Genomic DNA, 18,819 nt, shown 5'->3' on the forward strand with positions numbered 1-18,819 from the left:
GACCCGCCCTAGAAGACCACCAGCGCGCGGCCGCCGCGCCCGGCGAGCATCGCCTCGAAGGCCGCCGGAATGCCGTCCAGGCCGATCCGCTCGGTGACCATGGAACCCAGGTCGAGCCGTCCCGCCCGCACATGTTCGGCGATCACCGGCAGGTCCCGGGCCGGGTCGCAGTTGCCGTACACGCAGCCGCTCAGGGTGCGACCGAAGTAGAAGAGCTCCAGCGCCGAGAACGACACCTGCTGGTCCTTGCCGCCGATGCCGACCACGGTGGTGCGGCCGCCGCGCCGGGTGGCGGACCAGGCGGTACGGATGGTCTCGGCGCGCCCGACGCACTCGACGGCGACGTCCGCCCCGTGGCCTCCGGTCAGCGCGCGGATCCGTTTCGCGGTCTCGTCCCCGGCCAGTACGAACTCGGTGGCCCCGGCGGCCCGCGCCAGCTCCTCCTTGGCCGGGGAGACGTCGACGGCCACGATCGGCCCGGCGCCGGCCAGGCGCGCCGACTGGAGCACCGCGAGCCCCACCCCGCCGACGCCGAAGACCGCGACCGACTCGCCGGGGCGCACCCGCGCCGCGTGGTGTATCGCGCCGTAGCCGGTGAGCACGGCGCAGCCGAGCAGGGCCGCGTCGGTGAGCGGCACCCCGTCGGGCAGCGGCAGCAGGGCGCTCCGCGGCACCACGGTCTCCTCGGCGAAGACCGCGGTGCCCAGGCCCGGATAGAGCTCGCCGCCGTCCGCGGCGCGGGTGGCGTACGGAGCGGTGGCGGCGGCGCCGGCGGCGGCGCACAGCCAGGGTTCGCCGAGCCCGCAGAAGTGGCAGCCGCCGCAGGCGGGCGCCCAGTTGAGCACCACCCGGTCGCCCAGCGCCCAGTCGGTGACGCCCGCGCCGACCGCGCTGACGGTGCCCGCGCCCTCGTGGCCGAGGACGGCGGGCACCGGCTGGCGCAGGGTGCCGTTGGACAGCGACAGGTCCGAGTGGCACACCCCGGCGGCGGCCAGCCGGACCCGGACCTGGCCCGGAGCCGGGTCCGGCAGCTCGATCTCGGCGATCTCCAGCGGTGCGTTGACTGCGGGCAGGACGGCGGCGCGGACCACGGTCTCTCCTCGGTTGCCTGGACGGTGGACGGCCCCGCGCCCGGGCCCGCCTGGTACGGGCCCGGGCGCGGCGGCCCGGGTCTGCTCGGGCGGACGCGGGGGCCCGGCCCCGGTGAGCTGGGGGCGCGGGGCCCGGCCCCGGTCGGCTGGGCGCGGCGGCCGGCTCAGAACTGCAACGACTTGGTGTGCAGGTACTCCATGAGCCCGTGTACCCCCAGCTCCCGCCCCACACCCGACTGCTTGTATCCGCCGAAGGGCGCGAGGATGTTGAAGCGCCCGCCGTTGATGTCGACCCGGCCGGTGTCCAGCCGGCGGGCGAAGGCGGCGGCCGTGGCCTCGTCGGCGGCCCAGACGGCGCCCGACAGGCCGTAGTCGGTGTCGTTGGCGATGCGCGCCGCCTCGTACTCGTCCGCGTACCGCAGGATCGAGAGCACCGGGCCGAAGATCTCCTCGCGGGCGATCGTCATCTCGGGCGTCACCTCGGCGAAGACGGTGGGCCGGACGTAGAACCCCCGGTCGAGGCCCTCGGGCGCCTCGGGGCCGCCGGCGACCAGGCGCGCGCCCTCCTCGACGCCGGTGCGGATGAAGCCCCGGACGCGCTCGCGCTGGGCGGCGTTGACGACCGGGCCGAGCCGGCTGGACTCCTCGCGGGGGTCGCCGACGACGAACCCCGCCACGGCCTCGGCGGCCAGGGCGACGGCCTCGTCGTAGTGGTCGGCGTGGACGAGCAGCCGGGTCAGCGCGTCGCAGGACTGGCCGGAGTTGCGGCAGACGTCGGCGAGGACGCGCTCGACCGCCTTGCGCAGGTCGCCGCCGGGCAGCACCACGCAGGCGGACTTGCCGCCCAGTTCCAGCGCGACCCGCTTGACGCCGCCGCCGGCGATGGCGCCGACCTGCCGGCCGACCGCGGTGGAGCCGGTGAAGGAGACGAAGTCGACGCCCTCGTGCTCGGCCAGCGCCCGGCCCGTCACCGGGCCCAGGCCGGTGACGAGGTTGAACACCCCGGCGGGCAGCTCGGCCGCCGCCACGCACTCGGCGAACAGCTGGGCCACCAGCGGGGTGTCCTCGGCGGGCTTCAGCACCACGGTGCAGCCCGCCGCCAGCGCCGGGGCGACCTTGGCGACGACCTGGTGCAGCGGGTAGTTCCAGGGTGTGATGGCGCCCACCACGCCGACCGGTTCGAGGTAGACGGTGGAGTTGCCGACCTTCTCCTCGAACGAGAAGGTGGCCGCCAGCTCGGCGTACGAGCCGCAGACCGCGGCCGGCACCCCGGCCTGGACCCGCCGGCTGAAGGCCAGCGGTGCCCCGAGCTCGGCGGTGATGGTGTCGGTGATCTCGTCGGCGCGGCCGGCCAGCTGGTCCCGCAGGGCCGCGAGCCGGGCGGCGCGCTCGGCCGGCGGGGTGGCGGCCCAGCCGGGGAGGGCGGCGCGGGCCGCCCGTACGGCGGCGTCGACGTCCTCCCCCGTGCCGGCCGGCACGACCCCGATGATGCGCTCGTCGGCCGGGTTGACCACCTCGATCACATCGCGGCCGGCGGACGGCCGCCACCGACCGTCGATGTACATCCCGTCGTGGGCCTTCATCGTCACCTCGTCACCCTTCGGCGCTGTGGGTTCGTCAGCGAGCCGCTGTCGCAGCCAAACTAACGCCGGTAGTTTTCGGGTGCCAGCGGGCCACGGCACAACGCGGCGTGCCCTCGGTCACGTTGCGGCCGAGGCGGCCCGGTGAGGGGTCGGGTCTCAGCTGCGGTCCGCCGTGGGCCGCACCCCCGTGAGGTGGGAGAAGACGACGATGTTGGCGGCGTAGCCGGTCTTCGGATCGAAGCGGCCGCCGCAGGTGAGGAGCCGCAGTTCGGGGCGGTCGGTGTGGCCGTAGACCCGCGCGTCCGGGAACTCCGCCTTGCGGTAGGTCCGCACGGCGTCGACGGTGAACACGGCGGTCCTGCGGTCCGCGCGGTCGACGTCGATCTCGTCGCCGGGGCGCAACTGGGCCAGGTTGAGGAAGACCGCGGGGCCGGTACGGGTGTCGCGGTGCCCCACCATCAGCGCGGTGCCCGGCTCGCCGGGGGACGCGCCACGCTCGTACCACCCCGCCTGACGCGGGGCGTCCATCGGCGGGGTGGCCAGCCGGCCCTGCCGGTCGAGGCCGAGCCCGACCACCGGTGCTTCCAGGGAGACGGCGGGGATGGAGATCGCGGTGGCGGGCGAGCGGGGCAGGGGCGGATGCGCCGGCCTGACCGGCGCGGCGTCGACGGCCACCACCGGCGCCGACGAGTGGTACAGCGTCCAACCGCCCGCCACCAGGGCCAGGATCGCGCCGACCGTCAGCAGTACCCGGCTGACGCGACCCTGGCCGAGCGGCGTCGGCCGGGCGTCAGGCCGCGCCATGCGAGCGGCGGCGGGAGCGGCGGGCCAGGATCAGCCCGACGGCGCCCAGCGCCCCGACCGCCAGCGTCCCGCCGACAAGGGTCGCCGAGGGAGCGGTGCTCCCCTCGGACTCCGCCGCGCCGCCCCCGCCGGCGCCGACGGGGCCGTGCGGCGGGAGGGCGTCGCCGCTCTCGTCGTACTCGCCCTCCAGCGAGTCGTAGCCGCCCTCGTCGTCGTCCGTGGTGTCCCGGTCGTCGTACGAACCGCCGTCCGTGTCGTCGTAGAAGTCGTCACGCGGGTAGTCGCGGTCCTCGTCCCGGTCCTCCTCGCGCGAGGTCTCGTCCGGGTCGTCGCGCCGGGTGTCCCGCGGTGCCGCTGAGGCGTCCCGCTGGGCGACGGAGCCGGGGGCGGTGCGCGGGGCGGTGCCGGTCGCGGTGTCGGAGGTGGTGGCCGGGGCGTTCTGCGGACGGTCCGGCGCGGCGTTCTGGCTGCCGCTCTGCCCCGCGCCCTGCTGGCCGGTCTGCGGCAGCTGCTGCTGGTCGCGCTGCTGGGAGCAGTCGACGGCGAACGACTGGCGCTTGGACGACGCGGTCTGGCCCTCGAAGTTCCAGTTGAGCCGGTACTGCCCGTCCGGCAGCGTGAGGTTGGTGGTGCGGCCGGTGCCGCCCGCCAGGCTGATCTGCCCGGACAGTCCGCGCGCGCCGGCGCTGCGGGCGATGGGGGTGATCGCCCAGGTGACCTCGGGGACCTTCTCGAATCCGTATCCGGCCAGATAGAAGCCGCAGACCTTGGATTCGTTGCGCTGCTCGGCGATGGGCGTGCTGGCGCTGTGTACCGCGATGACGCCGTTGTCGCCCGGCGCGGCGACGGCGACCGGAGCGGCGAGGACGGCGGCGCCGCCTCCGCAGGCCAGGGCGGCCAGCACCGCCGCGCCACGGGCACCGACGGTGGGCAGGGGTAGTGAGGTAGTCACACGCATGCTCCTTAACAGCCCGTGAGGATTGTCATATGGATCAGTCATCCGACAACCTGGCACGGCATGGCCGTCGAAAAGCGACCAAACGCCATGAGTAGGCTGATAATCCCTCAATCAGCCCATGGCGTGAGGGTGACGCGCCCGACGACGACCCGGCCCCCGTTCCTCGCCGGAGCGGGGGAACGGGGGCCGGGTCGTCGTCGGGTGGGGGGACGGTCAGATGATGCCGAAGAGCACCCCCGCGGCGAGCACGACCAGCGAGGTGAGGGCGGCCCACTTCACCACGAAGCGGGTGTGGTCGCCGAACTCCACCTTCGCCATGCCGACCAGCACATAGACCGCGGGCACCAGCGGGCTCGACATGTGGAGCGCCTGGCCGACCAGCGAGGCGCGGGCGATCTCCATGGAGTCGACGCCGTGCGCGGCGCCGGCCTCGGCGAGGATCGGCACGATGCCGAAGTAGAAGCCGTCGTTGGACATGAAGTACGTGAGCGGGATGCTCAGCACGCCGGTCACGATGCCCATGTGCGGGCCGAGGCCGTCGGGGATGCCGTCGACGAGCCAGCGGGCCATGTGCTCGACCATGCCGGTGCCGGTGAGTACGCCGGTGAAGACCGCGGCGGCGAAGACCATGCCGGAGACGTTGACGACGTTCTCGGCGTGGGCGGCGATGCGGGCCTTCTGGTCGGGCATGTGCGGGAAGTTCACGGTGAGCGCGACGGCGGCGCCGAGCAGGAAGAGCACCGGGATCGGCAGCGTCTCCATGATCATCAGGGTCAGCAGCGTGACGGTCAGCGCGGCGTTGAACCAGTACAGCTTGGGGCGCAGGGTCGGCCGGCGGGGGTCGAGTCCCTGGAAGCCGTCGCCGTCGGAGCTGTCGCCGTCGAGGGAGTCGCCGTCGGGGGAGTCGCCGCCCGCTCCGTACGGACCGTCGCCCTCGCCGTGCCGCTCGCCCGCCTCGCACGGCGCGGCGTCGACGCCGTCGCCCGCGCTCCCGGTCGGACCGGTCGTCCGGATGCGGGCGCCATAGCCGCCGGATCCGGCCCGCACCAGCACCTTTCCGGAGCCGGCCGCCCCGGTCGCCGCGGCGACGTTCCCGGCGCCGACCGTCGCGGCCTCCTCGGCCCCCTCGGCCTCGTCGACCTCCGCGGCCCGGGGCACGGCGTCGAGGGTGAGCAGGCCGAGCCGCCTGCGCTCGCGCAGGCCGAGGACGTACGCGAGGACGAAGACGAAGAGCAGGCCCACGGCGAGCGCGGGGATCATCGGGACGAAGATGTCGCTGGCGTCGAGCTTGAGGGCGGTGGCGGCACGTGCGGTGGGTCCGCCCCACGGCAGGGTGTTCATCACGCCGTTGGCCATCGCGGCCACGCCGGTCATGACCACGAGGCTCATCTTCAGCCGCCGGTAGAGCGGGTACATCGCGGAGACGGTGATCATGAACGTGGTGGAGCCGTCGCCGTCCAGCGAGACCACGGCGGCGAGCACCGCGGTGCCCACCACGATCCGCATGGGGTCGGCCTTGCAGAACCGCAGGATGCCGCGGACGATCGGATCGAAGAGGCCGACGTCGATCATCACCCCGAAGTAGATGATGGCGAACATCAGCATCGCGGCGGTGGGCGCGAGGCCGCCGATGCCGTCGAGGACGTAGTCGCCGAGGTGCGCCCCCTTCCCCACCAGGACGCAGAACAGCGCCGGGATCAGCACCAGCGCCGCCAGCGGCGACATCTTCTTCACCATGATCAGCACCAGGAAGGTGCCGATCATGACGAAGCCGAGCGTAGTCAGCATGGGGTTACCTCACGTTCACCTGTGAACTCCACCGGGGCTTGGCGGTCGAGGTGACGTTAGGTGCGGCGCATCGGGGCCAACAAGGTCTTGACGCGTGAGCAATAAGCGCAAAAGTGCAGGTCATCGGGTTGGGGGGGCCGGCGCGCCGCCGCGGCCCAGGCCGCCGGCGCCGCCGCCTCGGTGAACGACTCCCTCCGCGCGCGGCGGCTCCGGCTCCGGCCACGGGCGCGCGGGGCGCCGCCCGCGCTACTCCAGCACCCGCGCGAGGTACGCGCGCAGCAGCTCCTTGGTCTCCGCGATGATCACCGGGTCCCCGTCCGGGCAGCTCCGGAACGCCAGCCGCAGCAGCGCGTCCGCGGCCTCGACCGCCAACAGCGCGGCGACCCGCAGCCGCTCGCCCCGCTCGCCGCTGTCGTCGAGCCCGAGCCGTTCCGCCAGCAGCGTGCGCAGCCGGTCGGCGACCAGGTGGTTGGGCCCCTCGGGCACGCCGCCCACCGGCACCGGGCTGCCGAACTCCACGAAGCCGAAGCCGGGTGCGCACCGCTTCATCGCCAGGTACTCGTCGACCACCACGTCCATCATCGGACGCCAGTCGCCGTCGGCCCCCGGCGCCCCGGGTGGGGTCAGCCGCTCGGTGATACGGGCGGCGTACTCGTCCAGGTTGCGGTGCGCCAGCGCCTCGGCCATGGCTCGCTTGTTGTCGAAGAAGCGATAGACCGAGCCGATCGGCACGCCGGCCCGCTCGGCGACCGCGCGGGTACTCAGGTCGTCGTAACCGGTCTCGTCCAGGAGCTCGGCGCAGGCGTCGAGGATCCGACCGAGGCGTTCGGCGCTGCGTCGCTGTATCGGCGCGTGACGCAGGGGCGGCTGGGGCTGCGGTGTTGACATCCCCCCATCCTGCCTGGTCGCAGAGGTACTCGTTGACGCGCACCGATTCGATTCCTATGGTCTGACATAGGAATGGTCCGACAGGAAACGCTGGACGACGGCGGGAGTACGCGATGAGCGGTACGGGCACGGAGAACGAGCAGGCGAGGAAGGTGGCCGAGGGGCTGACCCACCTTTCCGGATTCGGCAACGAGCACAGCAGCGAGGCCGTTCCCGGCGCGCTCCCCCTCGGCCGGAACTCACCCCAGCGGGCCCCCCTGGGGCTCTACGCGGAGCAGCTCAGCGGCAGCGCGTTCACCGAGCCGCGCCACCACAACCGCCGCTCCTGGCTCTACCGCATCCGCCCCTCCGCCGCGCACCCGCCCTTCACCCGCGTCGACAACGGCGCCCTCGGGGGCGCCCCCTTCACCGAGCACGCCCCCGACCCCAACCGGCTGCGCTGGAACCCGCTGCCCGACCCCGCGCCGGGCACCGACTTCCTGGCCGGACTGTGGACCCTCGGCGGCAACGGCGACGCCACCCAGCGCGCCGGCATGGCCATCCACCTCTACTCCGCCAACGCCTCCATGACCGACCGGGTCTTCAGCGACGCCGACGGCGAGCTGCTGATCGTCCCCGAGCGGGGCGGGCTGCTGCTGCGCACCGAGTTCGGGCTGCTGAGCGTCGAGCCGGGGCGGATCGCCCTGATTCCGCGCGGGGTGCGGTTCCGGGTGGAGCTGCTGGACGCCTCCGCCCGCGGCTACGTCTGCGAGAACTACGGCCGGCCCTTCGTCCTCCCCGACCTCGGCCCGATCGGCGCCAACGGCCTGGCCAACGCGCGGGACTTCCTCGCGCCGGTGGCCGCGTACGAGGACGTGGAGGGCCCGGTCGAGGTCGTCAACAAGTTCTGCGGCAACCTGTGGTCCGCCACCTACGACCACTCCCCGCTGGACGTCGTCGCCTGGCACGGCAACTACCTCCCGTACGTCTACGACCTGCGCCGGTTCAACGTCATCGGCAGCATCAGCTACGACCACCCGGACCCGTCGATCTTCACGGTGCTCACCTCGCCGTCCGACACCCCCGGCCTCGCCGGCGTCGACTTCGTGGTCTTCGCGCCGCGCTGGCTGGTCGGCGAGGACACCTTCCGGCCGCCCTACTTCCACCGGAACGTGATGAGCGAGTACATGGGCCTGATCGAGGGCGCCTACGACGCGAAGACGGCCGGCGAGGGGGGCTTCGTGCCCGGCGGCGGCTCGCTGCACAACATGATGTCGGCGCACGGACCGGACCGGGACACCTTCGACAAGGCGAGCGCGGCCGAGCTCGCGCCGCAGAAGATCGACGACGGGCTGGCGTTCATGTTCGAGACCCGCTGGCCGGTGACGCTCACCCGACAGGCGGCGGAGGCACCCCACCTCCAGACGGGTTACGACGACGTATGGCAGGGTCTGGAGCGCCACTTCCGTCCCTGAGGTCCGCGCGGACGCGCGTGACCGAACCCGTCCGTGACCGGAGGCCGTTCGATGACCACCTTCGCCCCCGACTCACTCGCCCTCAACCGCAAACTCCCGCTGTGGTACCAGGTCTCGCAGTCGCTGCGCGCCTCGATACTCGGCCGCCGGCCGCACGAGCCGTTGCGACTGCCCACCGAGGACCGGCTGGCCGAGCACTACGGCGTGAGCGTGCTCACCATGCGGCAGGCGTTGAAGGAGCTGGAGGCCGAGGGGCTCATCAGCAGGCACCGACGGCGCGGAACGTTCATCGAGCCGAGCGCCCAGCGCGGCGCGCCCGTGCGGCTGCTCGGCTCGGTGGACGCGATCGTGGCCCAGCAGTCCGGCGAGCGCACCGAGATCCTGGGCCACGGTCCGGAGCCGGTCCCCGCCGAGCTCGCCGAGTACTTCCCGGACCTGGAGGAGGCCGTCGCCTATCGGCGACTGCGCTCCGACGAGCGCGGCGGCGAGCCCACCAACTGGGCGGAGAACCTGGTGCGCCCGGAAATCGCCGAGCGCGTCGACCTCGCGGACCTGGCCCGCTGGCCCATGACCAAGGTGCTGCGCGACGCGGTCGGGGTGCGGATCAGCCGCATCACCGACACCGTCGAGGCGCGGCTCGCGGATCCCGAGACCGCCCGCCTCCTCGACGTCCCGCTCCTCAGCCCGATCCTCCACTACACCGGCGTGACCTACGACGAGAGCGGCCGGGTGGTGGACGTGGCGCGGATCCGTTACCGGGGGGACCGGTTCTCGTTCACGGTGACGGTGGACGCCCACAACTGACGACGGACGACGGACGACGGACGACGGACGCCGGACGCCGGATGTCGGCCGAAGCGGCCGGAAGGAGGGCCGCCGGGCCGGTGGCCCCACCGACGACGGCTGATACGAAGACGGCCGGCCCCGGGGCCGGCCGAGTGACCGACCTCCGTGCTGGACCATCAGGTGGCCGGTCCGGACGGACGGTTCGCGCGTTGCCACGGCCGCGTTCGAAGATTGAAACGTGATGATGATCACGTGATACGCGGCGAGCGCGGATGACCGGTGGGAGCGGGACCGGCTCCACCACGCTCAGCGGATCGACGCGAAAGGCGGGATCAGCGGAGCGACGGGCGTCGGGCGGAAATCAGCCCCGATTGCCGAACAGCGAGCGGCGCAGCCGGCGCAGCGGCGCGAACAGGGACACCCTGGCCCCCCGGCTCTCACCGATGCGTGCGTGGTCGCGAGCGGTCAGCTCTCGCATGAGCACCGTCGCGCCCTCGGCGTCCCGCTGGGAGACGGCAGGGCCGCCCAGCACCGCGAGATGGCGGTCGAGCCGCGCGCTGGTCGCGCTGCTCCCGCAGTTGATGGCAGGCACCCGTGGCCTGCTCCGAACCGTTATCTGCTCCATGACACTCCCCACCCGTACGAGGGCACCCGCCCCGGGCAGAGTAACCCTACCTCCCCCGAACGTCACCCGCGCATCCCCCACCGTGGATTCACCTATCCGTCAAGGGCGTTGACAGACCGCCACCGAACACTCCGCCGATCGGCTCGCCGACCTGGCCCGAACGGCCCGCGCCGGACTCCCCGACATTCGGGCAAAGGGCCGACAGGGGGACGTATTTCCCATTGGGGCGGCGACACGCGGGGCACCCGGGCCGCTCGGACACCCCGGCCCGGCGGCCGCCTCCCGCGCGGCTTCGTCGGGTGGCCCGGCCTCTCCCTCGGACCGCGCGCGAGCGTCGCACCGGGCGCGCGGACCCACCGCGCGCGCCGCCGTCGACCGCTCCGTACGACACACCGGGCCTCCCCCGTCACCGGGGCGACCCGGGCGCCGGCGGCGGGTGGTGGATTGGCGTTCAAGGGGGCGGCAAGAACGCTCTGTTGAGGTACATTCACCCCGAATCGGGTCGGCGCGGGAGGGGGCTCGGCCATGAGTGAAGGTCCCGCCAGGAACGCCGGTCCCGGCGACGGCCGGCTGGTGGCCCACCGCTACCGGCTCATCCGCGAACTGGGCCACGGCGGCATGGGAGTGGTCTGGCAGGCGCGCGACGAGGCGCTCGGCCGTGAGGTCGCGATCAAAGAGGTGCGCGCCCCGGTCGGGCTCAACGACTCCGAGGTGCGGCTGCTCTACGCCCGGCTGGAGCGCGAGGGGCGGGCGGCGGCCCGGATCTCCCACCGCAATGTCGTGACGGTGTACGACGTGGTGGTCGAGGCCGGGTGCCCGTGGATCGTCATGGAGCTGGTGCGCGGGCTGTCGCTGGCGGACCTGCTGGACGCGGAGGGCCCGCTGCCGCCCGCGCGGGCCGCGCACATCGGGGCCGAGGTGTTGGCCGCGCTGCGCGCCGCGCACGAGTCGGGGGTGCTGCACCGGGATGTGAAGCCCGGCAACGTCCTGGTGGGCAACGACGGCCGGGTGGTCCTGACCGACTTCGGCATCGCGCTGGTCACCGGCGCCTCGACGCTGACGCTCCCCGGCGAGCTGGTCGGCTCCCCGGAGTTCCTCGCGCCGGAGCGCGCCCTGGGCCGGCCGCCGGGCCCGGCCTCGGACCTGTGGTCGCTGGGCGTGCTGCTGTACGCGGCGGTCGAGGGCCACTCCCCGTTCCGTCAGGACACCCCGCTGAGCACGCTGCGCGCCGTGGTCGACGAGGAGTTACCACCACCGCGCCGCGCGGGGCCGCTCGGTCCGGTGTTGGACGGGCTGTTGCGCAAGGACCCGGAGCGGCGGACGGACGCGGCGGAGACGGAACGGATGCTGCGGCTGGTGGCCGCCGGGGGCACCCCGCGCGGGGCCGCGACGGACGTCGCCGGGCACACCGCCCCCACGGTCGTCGTCCCGCCGCCCGAACCCCGGCCGCCCGAGGAGCCGCACGGCCGGCCCGCGTACGCGACACCGCCGTCGACCCCCGTGCCGTACCCCGGGTCCGGTCCCGCCCCGGTGGGTGATCCGGACGCCGGGCGGAGGCGGCGGGCCGCCGTCGTCCTGACGGTGGGGGCGCTGTTGGCCGCGCTCGCGGTGGGCGGGCTCGCCTGGGCCGCCCTGCACGACGGCGGCTCGGAGGGGGGCGGGAACAGCGGAGGGTCCGGGGCCACCAGCCCGACGGTGAACGGCGGGGCCGCCACCTCGGACGACGGCCAGGGCTCCGACATCGGCGGGCGCACCGACACCGGGGGCGGTCCAGGCGGCGCCACCCGGAGCGACGGCTCGCCGGGCGGCGGCCAGAGCCCCGACGAGACGGGCGACGAGAGCGGCGACGACGACGGCTCCGCCTCCCCGACACCGACCACCGTCTCCCCCACCCCCGCCCCCACCACGACCTCCGCGACGCCCACCCCCACCCCTTCGACCCCCTCGACCTCCACGACGTCCTCGGCCTCCTGGAGTTCCTCTCTCTCTTCTTCCCCGTCGACGTCCGCCACGCCTTCGCGCACCCCCTCGCCGTCCACCTACTCCGCCACCTACTCCGCCACCGCCTCCGCCCCCGCCTCCACGGGGGCGTCGTACGTCACGGTGAGGTTCGCGGTCGGCCCGGCCCCGACCGCGGTGGTCTCCCGCCGGGTCGCGGGCGGCGCGGCCGCGGCCCGCTCCCTGCCCTGACAGACGCACGGAGGCCCCGCCATCGGGCGGGGCCTCGTCAGGTCGGGCTCCTCGTGTGGGGTGGAGGGCTCAGGCGGCTGAGCGGAAGACGGAGTGGTAACCACCGGACTGGCCGGCGGCTGTGGGGTGGTAGGACTCGCCGATGTTGAGCCAGTTCACGCTGTGCAGCCAGGAGTCGCCGGAGCAGATCTCATGGCCGCCGAAGGCCGGGGTGACGTCGCCGAAGGTGAAGCCGTGGTCGGCGGCGCGCTTGGCGGTGGTGGAGTTGAGCAGGTCCGCGGCGTCGTTGATCGCCGCCCGCACCCGCTCGCTGAGGCCGCTGGTGCAGGACCCGTTGAGCTTGTAGAAGCGGGGGTAGCCGAGGACGACGACCCGGGCGGCCGGCGACCTGGCGCTGATGGCGGAGTACACCTTGTCCAGCTTGCCGGGCAGGGTGTTGGTGACATAGGCGCGCGCCTCGGCGATCCGGTTGAGGCAGGTGCTCTCGGAGTTGAGGACGCAGGTGGTCATGGTGTCGGCGAAGCCGGCGTCGTTGCCGCCGATGGTGATGCTGACCAGGCCGGTGCCGGAGTTGAGCGGCCCGAGCTGCTTGGCCAGCACATCGTCGGTGCGGGCGCCGGAGCAGGCGGTGAAGGAGAAGCTGCTGGGGGCGTTGGCGTTGGCCCACAGCCGCGGATACGCCTTGGTGCTGCGCTTGCAGTCGCCGCTGGAGCTCTCGTAGCCGCCGGCGCCGACGCCGGAGGAGTAGGAGTCGCCGAGCGCCACATAGGCGGTCCCGGCGGCGCCGGTATGCGCGACTCCGCCGCCTGGCGCGGACGGTGTCGCGCCGTCAGCGGCGTGTGCCGCCGACGCCCCGGCGAGGGTGAGGACGGCGGCTAAGGCGAGGGAACGGATGCCGGTCAAGGAGCGGAACAGTCTCATCGAACCTCCCCCGGCAGGGTCTCTGCCGGATGCGTTGCTGGGCGGCCGCCCCCGGGTGAGGGGCGCCCCGCCATGGGCTGTCGGCCACGCCGCCGCGATCATCGGCGAGGGATGACATGTCTATGTCATGCCGCTCAACCCATTGCTCTATGCGCGACGATGCGAAATCTTTTTCACACCGGGCGGTGCGCGCGAAGCGTCCGGCGACGCGGAGCGCACGCCCCCGGCGGCGCGCACGGATTCCGTGCGCGGCCCCCCACTCGCGCGTGCACCACGACGCGCCACCGACCGAGGAGGCCCCTCGCGATGGCAGTGATGCGTAAGACCGAGAACCACCAGCCCACTCGACACCCTCGTACGAGGCTGACCGCGGCGACCGTCGCCACCGCGGCCGCCACCGTGCTCTGCGTCACCGCGCTCCCCGCGGACGCGGCACCGGCCGAAGGAACGGTCATCGGCGCCCACTCCCCCGACGCCGTCAAGGGCAGTTACATCGTCACGTTCACCAAGGGCTCCGGCCTGAAGGCCGGCTCCGCCGCCGGCAATCGGTTCATGGCGGAGCACGGCGGCACCGTCCGGTACACCTACCGGACCGTCCTCAACGGCTACGCGGTCAGGCTCAGCGAGCCCCAGGCCCGCCGGTTGGCCGCCGACCCGGCCGTCGACCAGGTCGTCCAGGACGTCCGGGTCTCGCTGGCCGCGACCCAGACCAACCCCCCGTCCTGGGGCCTGGACCGGATCGACCAGGCCGGCCTGCCGCTGGACAGGAAGTACACCTACCCGGACAGCGCGGGCGCCGGGACGACGGTCTTCGTCATCGACACCGGCGTCCGGGTGAGCCACGGCGACTTCGGCGGACGGGCCGTCAACGGCTACGACGCGGTGGACAACGACAACGTGGCCCAGGACGGCAACGGCCACGGCACGCACGTGGCCTCGACGGCCGCCGGGACCCACTACGGCGTCGCCAAGAAGGCCAAGGTGGTGGCGGTCCGGGTGCTCAACAACAGCGGCTCCGGAACCACGGCGGGCGTGGTCGCGGGCATCGACTGGGTGGCCCGGAACCGCAGCGGTCCCTCGGTCGCCAACATGTCGCTGGGCGGCGGCGCCAGCACCGCGCTGGACAACGCCGTCAAGAACGCCATCGCCGGCGGCGTGGTCTTCGCGGTGGCGGCCGGCAACTCCAACGCGAACGCCGGCAACTACTCGCCGGCCCGGGTGCCCGAGGCGATCACCGTGGGCTCCACCACCAACACCGACGCGCGCTCCAGCTTCTCCAACCACGGCTCCCGGCTCGACCTGTTCGCGCCCGGCTCCGGCATCACCGCGGGCTGGAACACCTCGGACAACGCCACCAACACCATCTCCGGCACCTCCATGGCCACTCCGCACGTGGCCGGCGCGGCCGCCGTCTACCTCGCGGGCCACCCCTCGGACACCCCCGCTCAGGTCGCCACCGCGCTGACCAACGGGGCGACACAGGGGAAGGTCACGAACCCCGGCTCCGGTTCGCCCAACCGGCTGCTGAAGATCGTTCCGTAGCGCTCCGACGCATTACCCGAAACGGTGCGACGAGCCACGACACATCGGCAACTCCCGCCCCATCGTGGCTCGTTCGCACATTCATCGGCAGCTTCGGCGTCTTGACGGGCATCCGCCCGCTGCGCGACATTGAAGCCCGGCATCCGGCGCTTCGGGGGGCAAAGTCGCCAATGCAGACGTTCACCGACAACAGAGGCAGGCGAGCATCGGCCGGGGAGCTTTTCCCCGTGTTCGCGGGCGTGATGTGCGGCGTCGGGGGGATCGGCGCGGTGCTGGCGATCTCCGACCTCGACTCGCCGCTGCGCGCGCCCCTCACCCTCTTGTTCCTGGTCGTCGCGCCCGCGTCCGCGGTGGCGGCCGCGCTCCGCGGCATCGACCCACTCGGCCGCGCGGTGCTCGCGGTGGCCGGCGCGATCGCGATCGACGTGCTGATCGCCCAGGCCATGCTGTCGCTGCACCTGTGGAGCCCACGCGGGGGCGTGGTCGCGGTCGGCGTGCTGAGCCTGCTGATCCTCCTGCTGGGCCGGGCGCGGCGCCGCCGAGTGGCCCGGAAGAGCCAGGTGTGAGCCGTGAGCAACCGCGACATCGGCGTGTACCGCCCCGGTGAGCTCACCGCCTCGGACCGCGCGGCCTGGACCGCCATGCAGGAGCAGGCGCATCTGCTGGGCTCGCCGGAGCTGGCGAACCCCTTCCTCTCCCCCGAGTTCACCCTGGCCCTCGGCCGTTGTCGGCGCGAGGTGCGGATCGCGGTGGTCCGCGAGGAGGGCGAACCGGTGGCCTTCTTCCCCTTCCAGCGGACCCGACTCGGGGTCGGCCGGGCCATCGGACTGGGCGTCTCCGACTCCCAGGGCCTGGTGCACCGGCCCGGCTTCCAGTGGGACGCGCGGGAGCTGCTCCAGGCGTGTCGGCTGGCGGTGTGGGAGTTCGACCACCTGGTGGAGGGACAGAAGCCGTTCGAGGTGGGCGTGGTCCGCACGTTCCCCTCGCCGGTGATCGACGTGGACCAGGGGTACGCGGCCTACCTGGGCCAGCTCCGGTCCCGCTCGCCGAAGTTCGCCCGCACCACCCTGGCCAAGGAGCGGAAGCTCGGTCGGGACGTCGGTGAGGTGCGGTACATCCACGACGAGCGGAACCCGGAGGCGCTGCGCACGCTGATGGCCTGGAAGTCCGCCCAGTACCGAAGAACCGGGCGCAGCGACCGCTTCGCCCACCCGTGGATCGCCCGGCTGGTGCACCAGCTCTTCCACACCCGCACCCCGTCGTTCGCGGGGCTGCTGTCGGTGCTGTACGCGGGCGGGCGGCCGGTCGCCGCGCACTTCGGGCTCCGTTCGGAGCATGTACTGGCCTGCTGGTTCCCCGCCTACGACACGGCGTACGCGAAGTTCTCGCCCGGGCTGGCGCTGCATCTGCGGATGGCGGAGGGGGCCGCCGCGGAGGGCCTGGCCTATCTGGACCTGGGGCGGGGGGAGAAGGAGTACAAGGACTCCCTGAAGACCCGGGATCTCTCCGTGTCGGAGGGGTGGGTGACCCGGCGTCACCCGGTGGCGTTCGGCCATCGCGCCCGGCGCGCCCCGGTGCGGGCGCTGCGCAACACCGTGCTCTCCCGGCCGGAGCTGTTCGACCCGGCCGATCGACTCCTCAAGCACATGGGCAAGGCCAGACAAATCAAGATCGCCCCCCATCGATTCTCGAACAGCGACGAGCAATAACACTTAAAAGGAGGAAGATTCCTGAAGTTCTTGCCGTAGCGTCTCAACTATCAATACCGTCAATGCGGTAATTCAACCACCCGCGTCGGTTCACCATCAGCAATTGCGGCTCCAGGGGAGGGCTCAAGCGCCGCGATGGTCCCGACCGCGGGCGCGGTAGGGGGGTGCCGTGCCCGGTCGCTCACGCGCGCCGGGTCGCGTGCCGCGAGGCCAGTTACACCAGCCAGCTCACCCAACTCCGTACGACGGCGCGCCATGTCGTCATGGGCGGGTGAGAACCCCCCTTTCGAACCGGACACACCAACGGACCCGCCTAGGCGGGCGGTTCCACCGGACGAGAGGGAAACAGACTCATGAGCTCCTTCGTGCATCCGCCGCGCCAATCGAATAGGAACTCGGCGCCGAAAACACCGGAAAACGATCAGCAGGGCGCGGCCTATCGCCCGGTCTCCTCTCATCTCGCCATCGCGCCGCCGGTCAGTATCGTCATTCCGGCGATGAACGAGGCGCAGAATCTTCCCTATGTGTTCAAGACCCTGCCCGACTGGATTCACGAGGTCGTGCTGGTGGACGGGAATTCCACCGACGACACGGTCAAGGTGGCCCGGGAGCTGTGGCCGGACATCACCGTGGTGCGGCAGCGCGGCAGGGGCAAGGGCGACGCCCTCATCACCGGCTTCGCGGCCTGCACCGGGGACATCGTGGTGATGATCGACGCGGACGGCTCGGCCGACGGTGGCGAGATCGTCAGCTATGTCTCGGCGCTGGTCTCCGGCGCCGACTTCGCCAAGGGGTCGCGCTTCGCCAACGGCGGCGGCACCGATGACATGACGGCGATCCGCAAGCTCGGCAACCGGGCGCTGACCGCCTTCGTCAACCGCAAGTTCGGCGCCCGCTACACCGACCTGTGCTACGGCTACAACGCCTTCTGGCGCCGGTGTCTGGACGAGATCGCCCTGGACTGCGCCGGGTTCGAGGTGGAGACCCTGATGAACATCCGGGTCGTCAAGGCGGGCCTGCGGGTGCAGGAGATCCCCAGCCACGAGTACGAGCGCATCCACGGCGTCAGCAATCTGCGCGCGGTGCGCGACGGGCTGCGGGTGCTCAAGGTGATCCTGAACGAGCGCGGGACGCGCCGGCCGCGCCGCCGGCCGCCCATCGCGGCCCTCGCGCCTCGCCGCGGGGAGGTGTCTTGAGCCCCGTCCCCGAGCGGACGCCGCGGATCTCCGTGGTGATCTGCGTCTATACCGAGGACCGCTGGGCGGACATCCTCGCCGCGGTCGCCTCGGTGGGCGACCAGTCGCTGCCCGCCCATGAGACGCTCCTGGTCGTCGACCACAACCCCGCGCTGCTGCGCCGCCTCGCCACGCGGTTCGCCGCCGAGGGCGGGTCCGGTGCGGCCGGGGTGCGGGTGCTGGAGAACGCCGGCCCGCGCGGGCTGTCCGCGGGCCGGAACACCGGCATCGCGGCGGCCTCCGGCGAGGTGATCGCCTTCCTCGACGACGACGCGGTCGCCGAGCGGGACTGGCTGCGGCACTTCGCCGAGGCGTACGCCGATCCACGGGTGATGGCGGTCGGCGGCAGGACGCTCCCGGTGTGGGCGTCCGGCCGCCGACCGGCCTGGTTCCCCGAGGAGTTCGACTGGGTGGTGGGCTGCACCTACCGCGGGCTGCCCCCGGGCCGGGTGCGGGTGCGCAACGTCTTCGGCGGCAACGCCTCGTTCCGCCGCGAGGCGTTCGAGGCGGCCGGCGGCTTCGCGACCGGCATCGGACGCGACGGCGACAAGCGCCCGTTGGGAGGCGAGGAGACGGAGCTGTGCATCCGACTCTCCCGCGCCCGACCGGAGGCCGTGCTGCTGATCGACGACCGCGCGGTCATCCACCACAAGGTGCCCGCCACGCGGGAGCGATTCGGCTACCTCCGCAGCCGCTCCTACGCCGAGGGGCTGTCCAAGGCCCTGGTGACGCACAGCGTCGGAGCCCGGCAGGGGCTGGCCAGCGAACGCCGCTACACCACCCGGGTGCTGCCCGCCGGGGTGGTGCGCGGGCTGCGCGACGCGCTGCTGGGCCGGCCCGGCGGGGCGGGCCGCGCCGGGGCGATCGTGACAGGAGTCGCGGCCGCCACGGGCGGGTATGTGGTGGGCAGCGTACGGGCCCGCAGGGGAGGCGGAGCCCGTTTCACCATCGCCGCCGTCCCGGGCGGCGCCCCGGCCGGCACCACGACCGGGCCGCCGTCCGGCACGGCGGCGTGTGAGGGGGCGGCATGAGACATGCGCACGCGCACACGAGCGAAACCAGACGGAGCGGGGGCCTGGTCGGGCTCACGCTGGTGAACGGTGGCCGGCGGTACGCCGGGCCGCGGGGGTCCGAGGCGCGCGTCCGGCAGCCGCGCGGCCGGCCGCGGCCACCGGACGGTCCGGAGGGGGCGCCACGGCAGGGCCCGCGGCCGACTCCCACGGATCGGCCGGATCTGCCGGAGTG

General features: G+C 73.2%; 16 protein-coding genes. 8 read left to right on the forward strand and 8 right to left on the reverse strand.

Features of this window, described 5'->3' with window-relative positions:
- Positions 1 to 8: 8 nt before the first annotated feature.
- The 6 genes from CD790_RS21845 to CD790_RS21870 all read right to left on the reverse strand — a co-directional run bounded on the left by CD790_RS21845 (position 9) and on the right by CD790_RS21870 (position 7,112).
- Positions 9 to 1,091: a zinc-binding dehydrogenase gene (locus tag CD790_RS21845; protein WP_144384993.1), complete on the reverse strand. Its 1,083-nt coding sequence runs from the start codon at positions 1,089 to 1,091 to the stop codon at positions 9 to 11.
- Positions 1,092 to 1,255: 164 nt separating this feature from the next.
- Positions 1,256 to 2,674, reverse strand: a complete 1,419-nt coding sequence (locus CD790_RS21850) for an aldehyde dehydrogenase family protein (protein WP_144385090.1) — start codon at positions 2,672 to 2,674, stop codon at positions 1,256 to 1,258.
- A gap of 156 nt (positions 2,675 to 2,830) precedes the next feature.
- Positions 2,831 to 3,478, reverse strand: a complete 648-nt coding sequence (locus CD790_RS21855; RefSeq protein ID WP_144384994.1) for a class F sortase — start codon at positions 3,476 to 3,478, stop codon at positions 2,831 to 2,833.
- Entirely contained in the window at positions 3,465 to 4,430 is a 966-nt protein-coding gene (locus CD790_RS21860; RefSeq protein WP_144384995.1) for a hypothetical protein, read from the reverse strand. Before CD790_RS21860 ends, CD790_RS21855 begins: the two co-directional genes overlap by 14 nt.
- Before the next feature lie 219 nt (positions 4,431 to 4,649).
- Entirely contained in the window at positions 4,650 to 6,224 is a 1,575-nt protein-coding gene (locus tag CD790_RS21865; RefSeq protein ID WP_144384996.1) for a CitMHS family transporter, read from the reverse strand.
- Positions 6,225 to 6,470: 246 nt separating this feature from the next.
- Positions 6,471 to 7,112 carry a TetR/AcrR family transcriptional regulator gene (locus CD790_RS21870; protein ID WP_144384997.1) on the reverse strand — a complete coding sequence of 214 codons (642 nt, stop codon included), beginning with the start codon at positions 7,110 to 7,112 and terminating at the stop codon, positions 6,471 to 6,473.
- A 113-nt stretch (positions 7,113 to 7,225) separates the two neighbouring features.
- Between CD790_RS21870 and hmgA the strand changes: the two genes are divergently transcribed.
- Together hmgA and CD790_RS21880 are read left to right on the forward strand one after the other, a co-directional pair.
- Positions 7,226 to 8,566 carry a homogentisate 1,2-dioxygenase gene (gene hmgA / locus CD790_RS21875; RefSeq protein WP_144384998.1) on the forward strand — a complete coding sequence of 447 codons (1,341 nt, stop codon included), beginning with the start codon at positions 7,226 to 7,228 and terminating at the stop codon, positions 8,564 to 8,566.
- Between the two features lie 51 nt (positions 8,567 to 8,617).
- Entirely contained in the window at positions 8,618 to 9,370 is a 753-nt protein-coding gene (locus tag CD790_RS21880; RefSeq protein ID WP_144384999.1) for a GntR family transcriptional regulator, read from the forward strand.
- A 343-nt stretch (positions 9,371 to 9,713) separates the two neighbouring features.
- On the opposite strand, the gene CD790_RS21885 is transcribed toward CD790_RS21880, so the two are convergent.
- The gene (locus tag CD790_RS21885) at positions 9,714 to 9,977 is read right to left on the reverse strand and encodes a hypothetical protein (protein ID WP_144385000.1); all 264 of its coding nucleotides are present in this window, start codon (positions 9,975 to 9,977) and stop codon (positions 9,714 to 9,716) included.
- Between the two features lie 525 nt (positions 9,978 to 10,502).
- Between CD790_RS21885 and CD790_RS21890 the strand changes: the two genes are divergently transcribed.
- Complete coding sequence (locus CD790_RS21890) at positions 10,503 to 12,167, forward strand: serine/threonine-protein kinase (protein WP_144385001.1); 1,665 nt, start codon at positions 10,503 to 10,505, stop codon at positions 12,165 to 12,167.
- Positions 12,168 to 12,236: 69 nt separating this feature from the next.
- Here the strand turns inward: CD790_RS21890 and CD790_RS21895 are convergent, their stop codons facing one another.
- Positions 12,237 to 13,088, reverse strand: a complete 852-nt coding sequence (locus CD790_RS21895; RefSeq protein WP_144385002.1) for an SGNH/GDSL hydrolase family protein — start codon at positions 13,086 to 13,088, stop codon at positions 12,237 to 12,239.
- A 306-nt stretch (positions 13,089 to 13,394) separates the two neighbouring features.
- Between CD790_RS21895 and CD790_RS21900 the strand changes: the two genes are divergently transcribed.
- The 5 genes from CD790_RS21900 to CD790_RS21920 all read left to right on the forward strand — a co-directional run bounded on the left by CD790_RS21900 (position 13,395) and on the right by CD790_RS21920 (position 18,605).
- Positions 13,395 to 14,630, forward strand: coding sequence for a S8 family peptidase (locus tag CD790_RS21900; protein ID WP_144385003.1), 1,236 nt, complete (start codon positions 13,395 to 13,397; stop codon positions 14,628 to 14,630).
- A 101-nt stretch (positions 14,631 to 14,731) separates the two neighbouring features.
- Positions 14,732 to 15,196 carry a hypothetical protein gene (locus CD790_RS21905; RefSeq protein ID WP_260867766.1) on the forward strand — a complete coding sequence of 155 codons (465 nt, stop codon included), beginning with the start codon at positions 14,732 to 14,734 and terminating at the stop codon, positions 15,194 to 15,196.
- Positions 15,197 to 15,271: 75 nt separating this feature from the next.
- Positions 15,272 to 16,339, forward strand: a complete 1,068-nt coding sequence (locus CD790_RS21910; protein WP_144385091.1) for a GNAT family N-acetyltransferase — start codon at positions 15,272 to 15,274, stop codon at positions 16,337 to 16,339.
- 353 nt (positions 16,340 to 16,692) lie between these two features.
- Positions 16,693 to 17,535 (forward strand): glycosyltransferase family 2 protein, encoded by an 843-nt coding sequence (locus tag CD790_RS21915; protein WP_399218012.1) that lies wholly within the window; start codon positions 16,693 to 16,695, stop codon positions 17,533 to 17,535.
- Positions 17,532 to 18,605: a glycosyltransferase family 2 protein gene (locus CD790_RS21920; RefSeq protein WP_144385005.1), complete on the forward strand. Its 1,074-nt coding sequence runs from the start codon at positions 17,532 to 17,534 to the stop codon at positions 18,603 to 18,605. The genes CD790_RS21915 and CD790_RS21920 overlap by 4 nt, the downstream gene beginning before the upstream one ends.
- The last annotated feature ends 214 nt before the right edge of the window (positions 18,606 to 18,819 follow it).

This window comes from Streptomyces sp. SAJ15, from assembly GCF_007595705.1.
GTDB lineage: Bacteria > Actinomycetota > Actinomycetes > Streptomycetales > Streptomycetaceae > Streptomyces.

Excerpts from the sequence above, each read along its gene's own strand:
- CD790_RS21850 (WP_144385090.1), bottom strand. The coding sequence starts at position 2,674 with ATGAAGGCCCACGACGGGATGTACATCGACGGTCGGTGGCGGCCGTCC.
- CD790_RS21855 (WP_144384994.1), bottom strand. The coding sequence starts at position 3,478 with ATGGCGCGGCCTGACGCCCGGCCGACGCCGCTCGGCCAGGGTCGCGTC.
- CD790_RS21865 (WP_144384996.1), bottom strand. The coding sequence starts at position 6,224 with ATGCTGACTACGCTCGGCTTCGTCATGATCGGCACCTTCCTGGTGCTG.
- CD790_RS21870 (WP_144384997.1), bottom strand. The coding sequence starts at position 7,112 with ATGTCAACACCGCAGCCCCAGCCGCCCCTGCGTCACGCGCCGATACAG.
- hmgA (WP_144384998.1), top strand. The coding sequence starts at position 7,226 with ATGAGCGGTACGGGCACGGAGAACGAGCAGGCGAGGAAGGTGGCCGAG.
- CD790_RS21880 (WP_144384999.1), top strand. The coding sequence starts at position 8,618 with ATGACCACCTTCGCCCCCGACTCACTCGCCCTCAACCGCAAACTCCCG.
- CD790_RS21885 (WP_144385000.1), bottom strand. The coding sequence starts at position 9,977 with ATGGAGCAGATAACGGTTCGGAGCAGGCCACGGGTGCCTGCCATCAAC.
- CD790_RS21890 (WP_144385001.1), top strand. The coding sequence starts at position 10,503 with ATGAGTGAAGGTCCCGCCAGGAACGCCGGTCCCGGCGACGGCCGGCTG.
- CD790_RS21895 (WP_144385002.1), bottom strand. The coding sequence starts at position 13,088 with ATGAGACTGTTCCGCTCCTTGACCGGCATCCGTTCCCTCGCCTTAGCC.
- CD790_RS21900 (WP_144385003.1), top strand. The coding sequence starts at position 13,395 with ATGGCAGTGATGCGTAAGACCGAGAACCACCAGCCCACTCGACACCCT.
- CD790_RS21910 (WP_144385091.1), top strand. The coding sequence starts at position 15,272 with ATGCAGGAGCAGGCGCATCTGCTGGGCTCGCCGGAGCTGGCGAACCCC.
- CD790_RS21915 (WP_399218012.1), top strand. The coding sequence starts at position 16,693 with ATGAGCTCCTTCGTGCATCCGCCGCGCCAATCGAATAGGAACTCGGCG.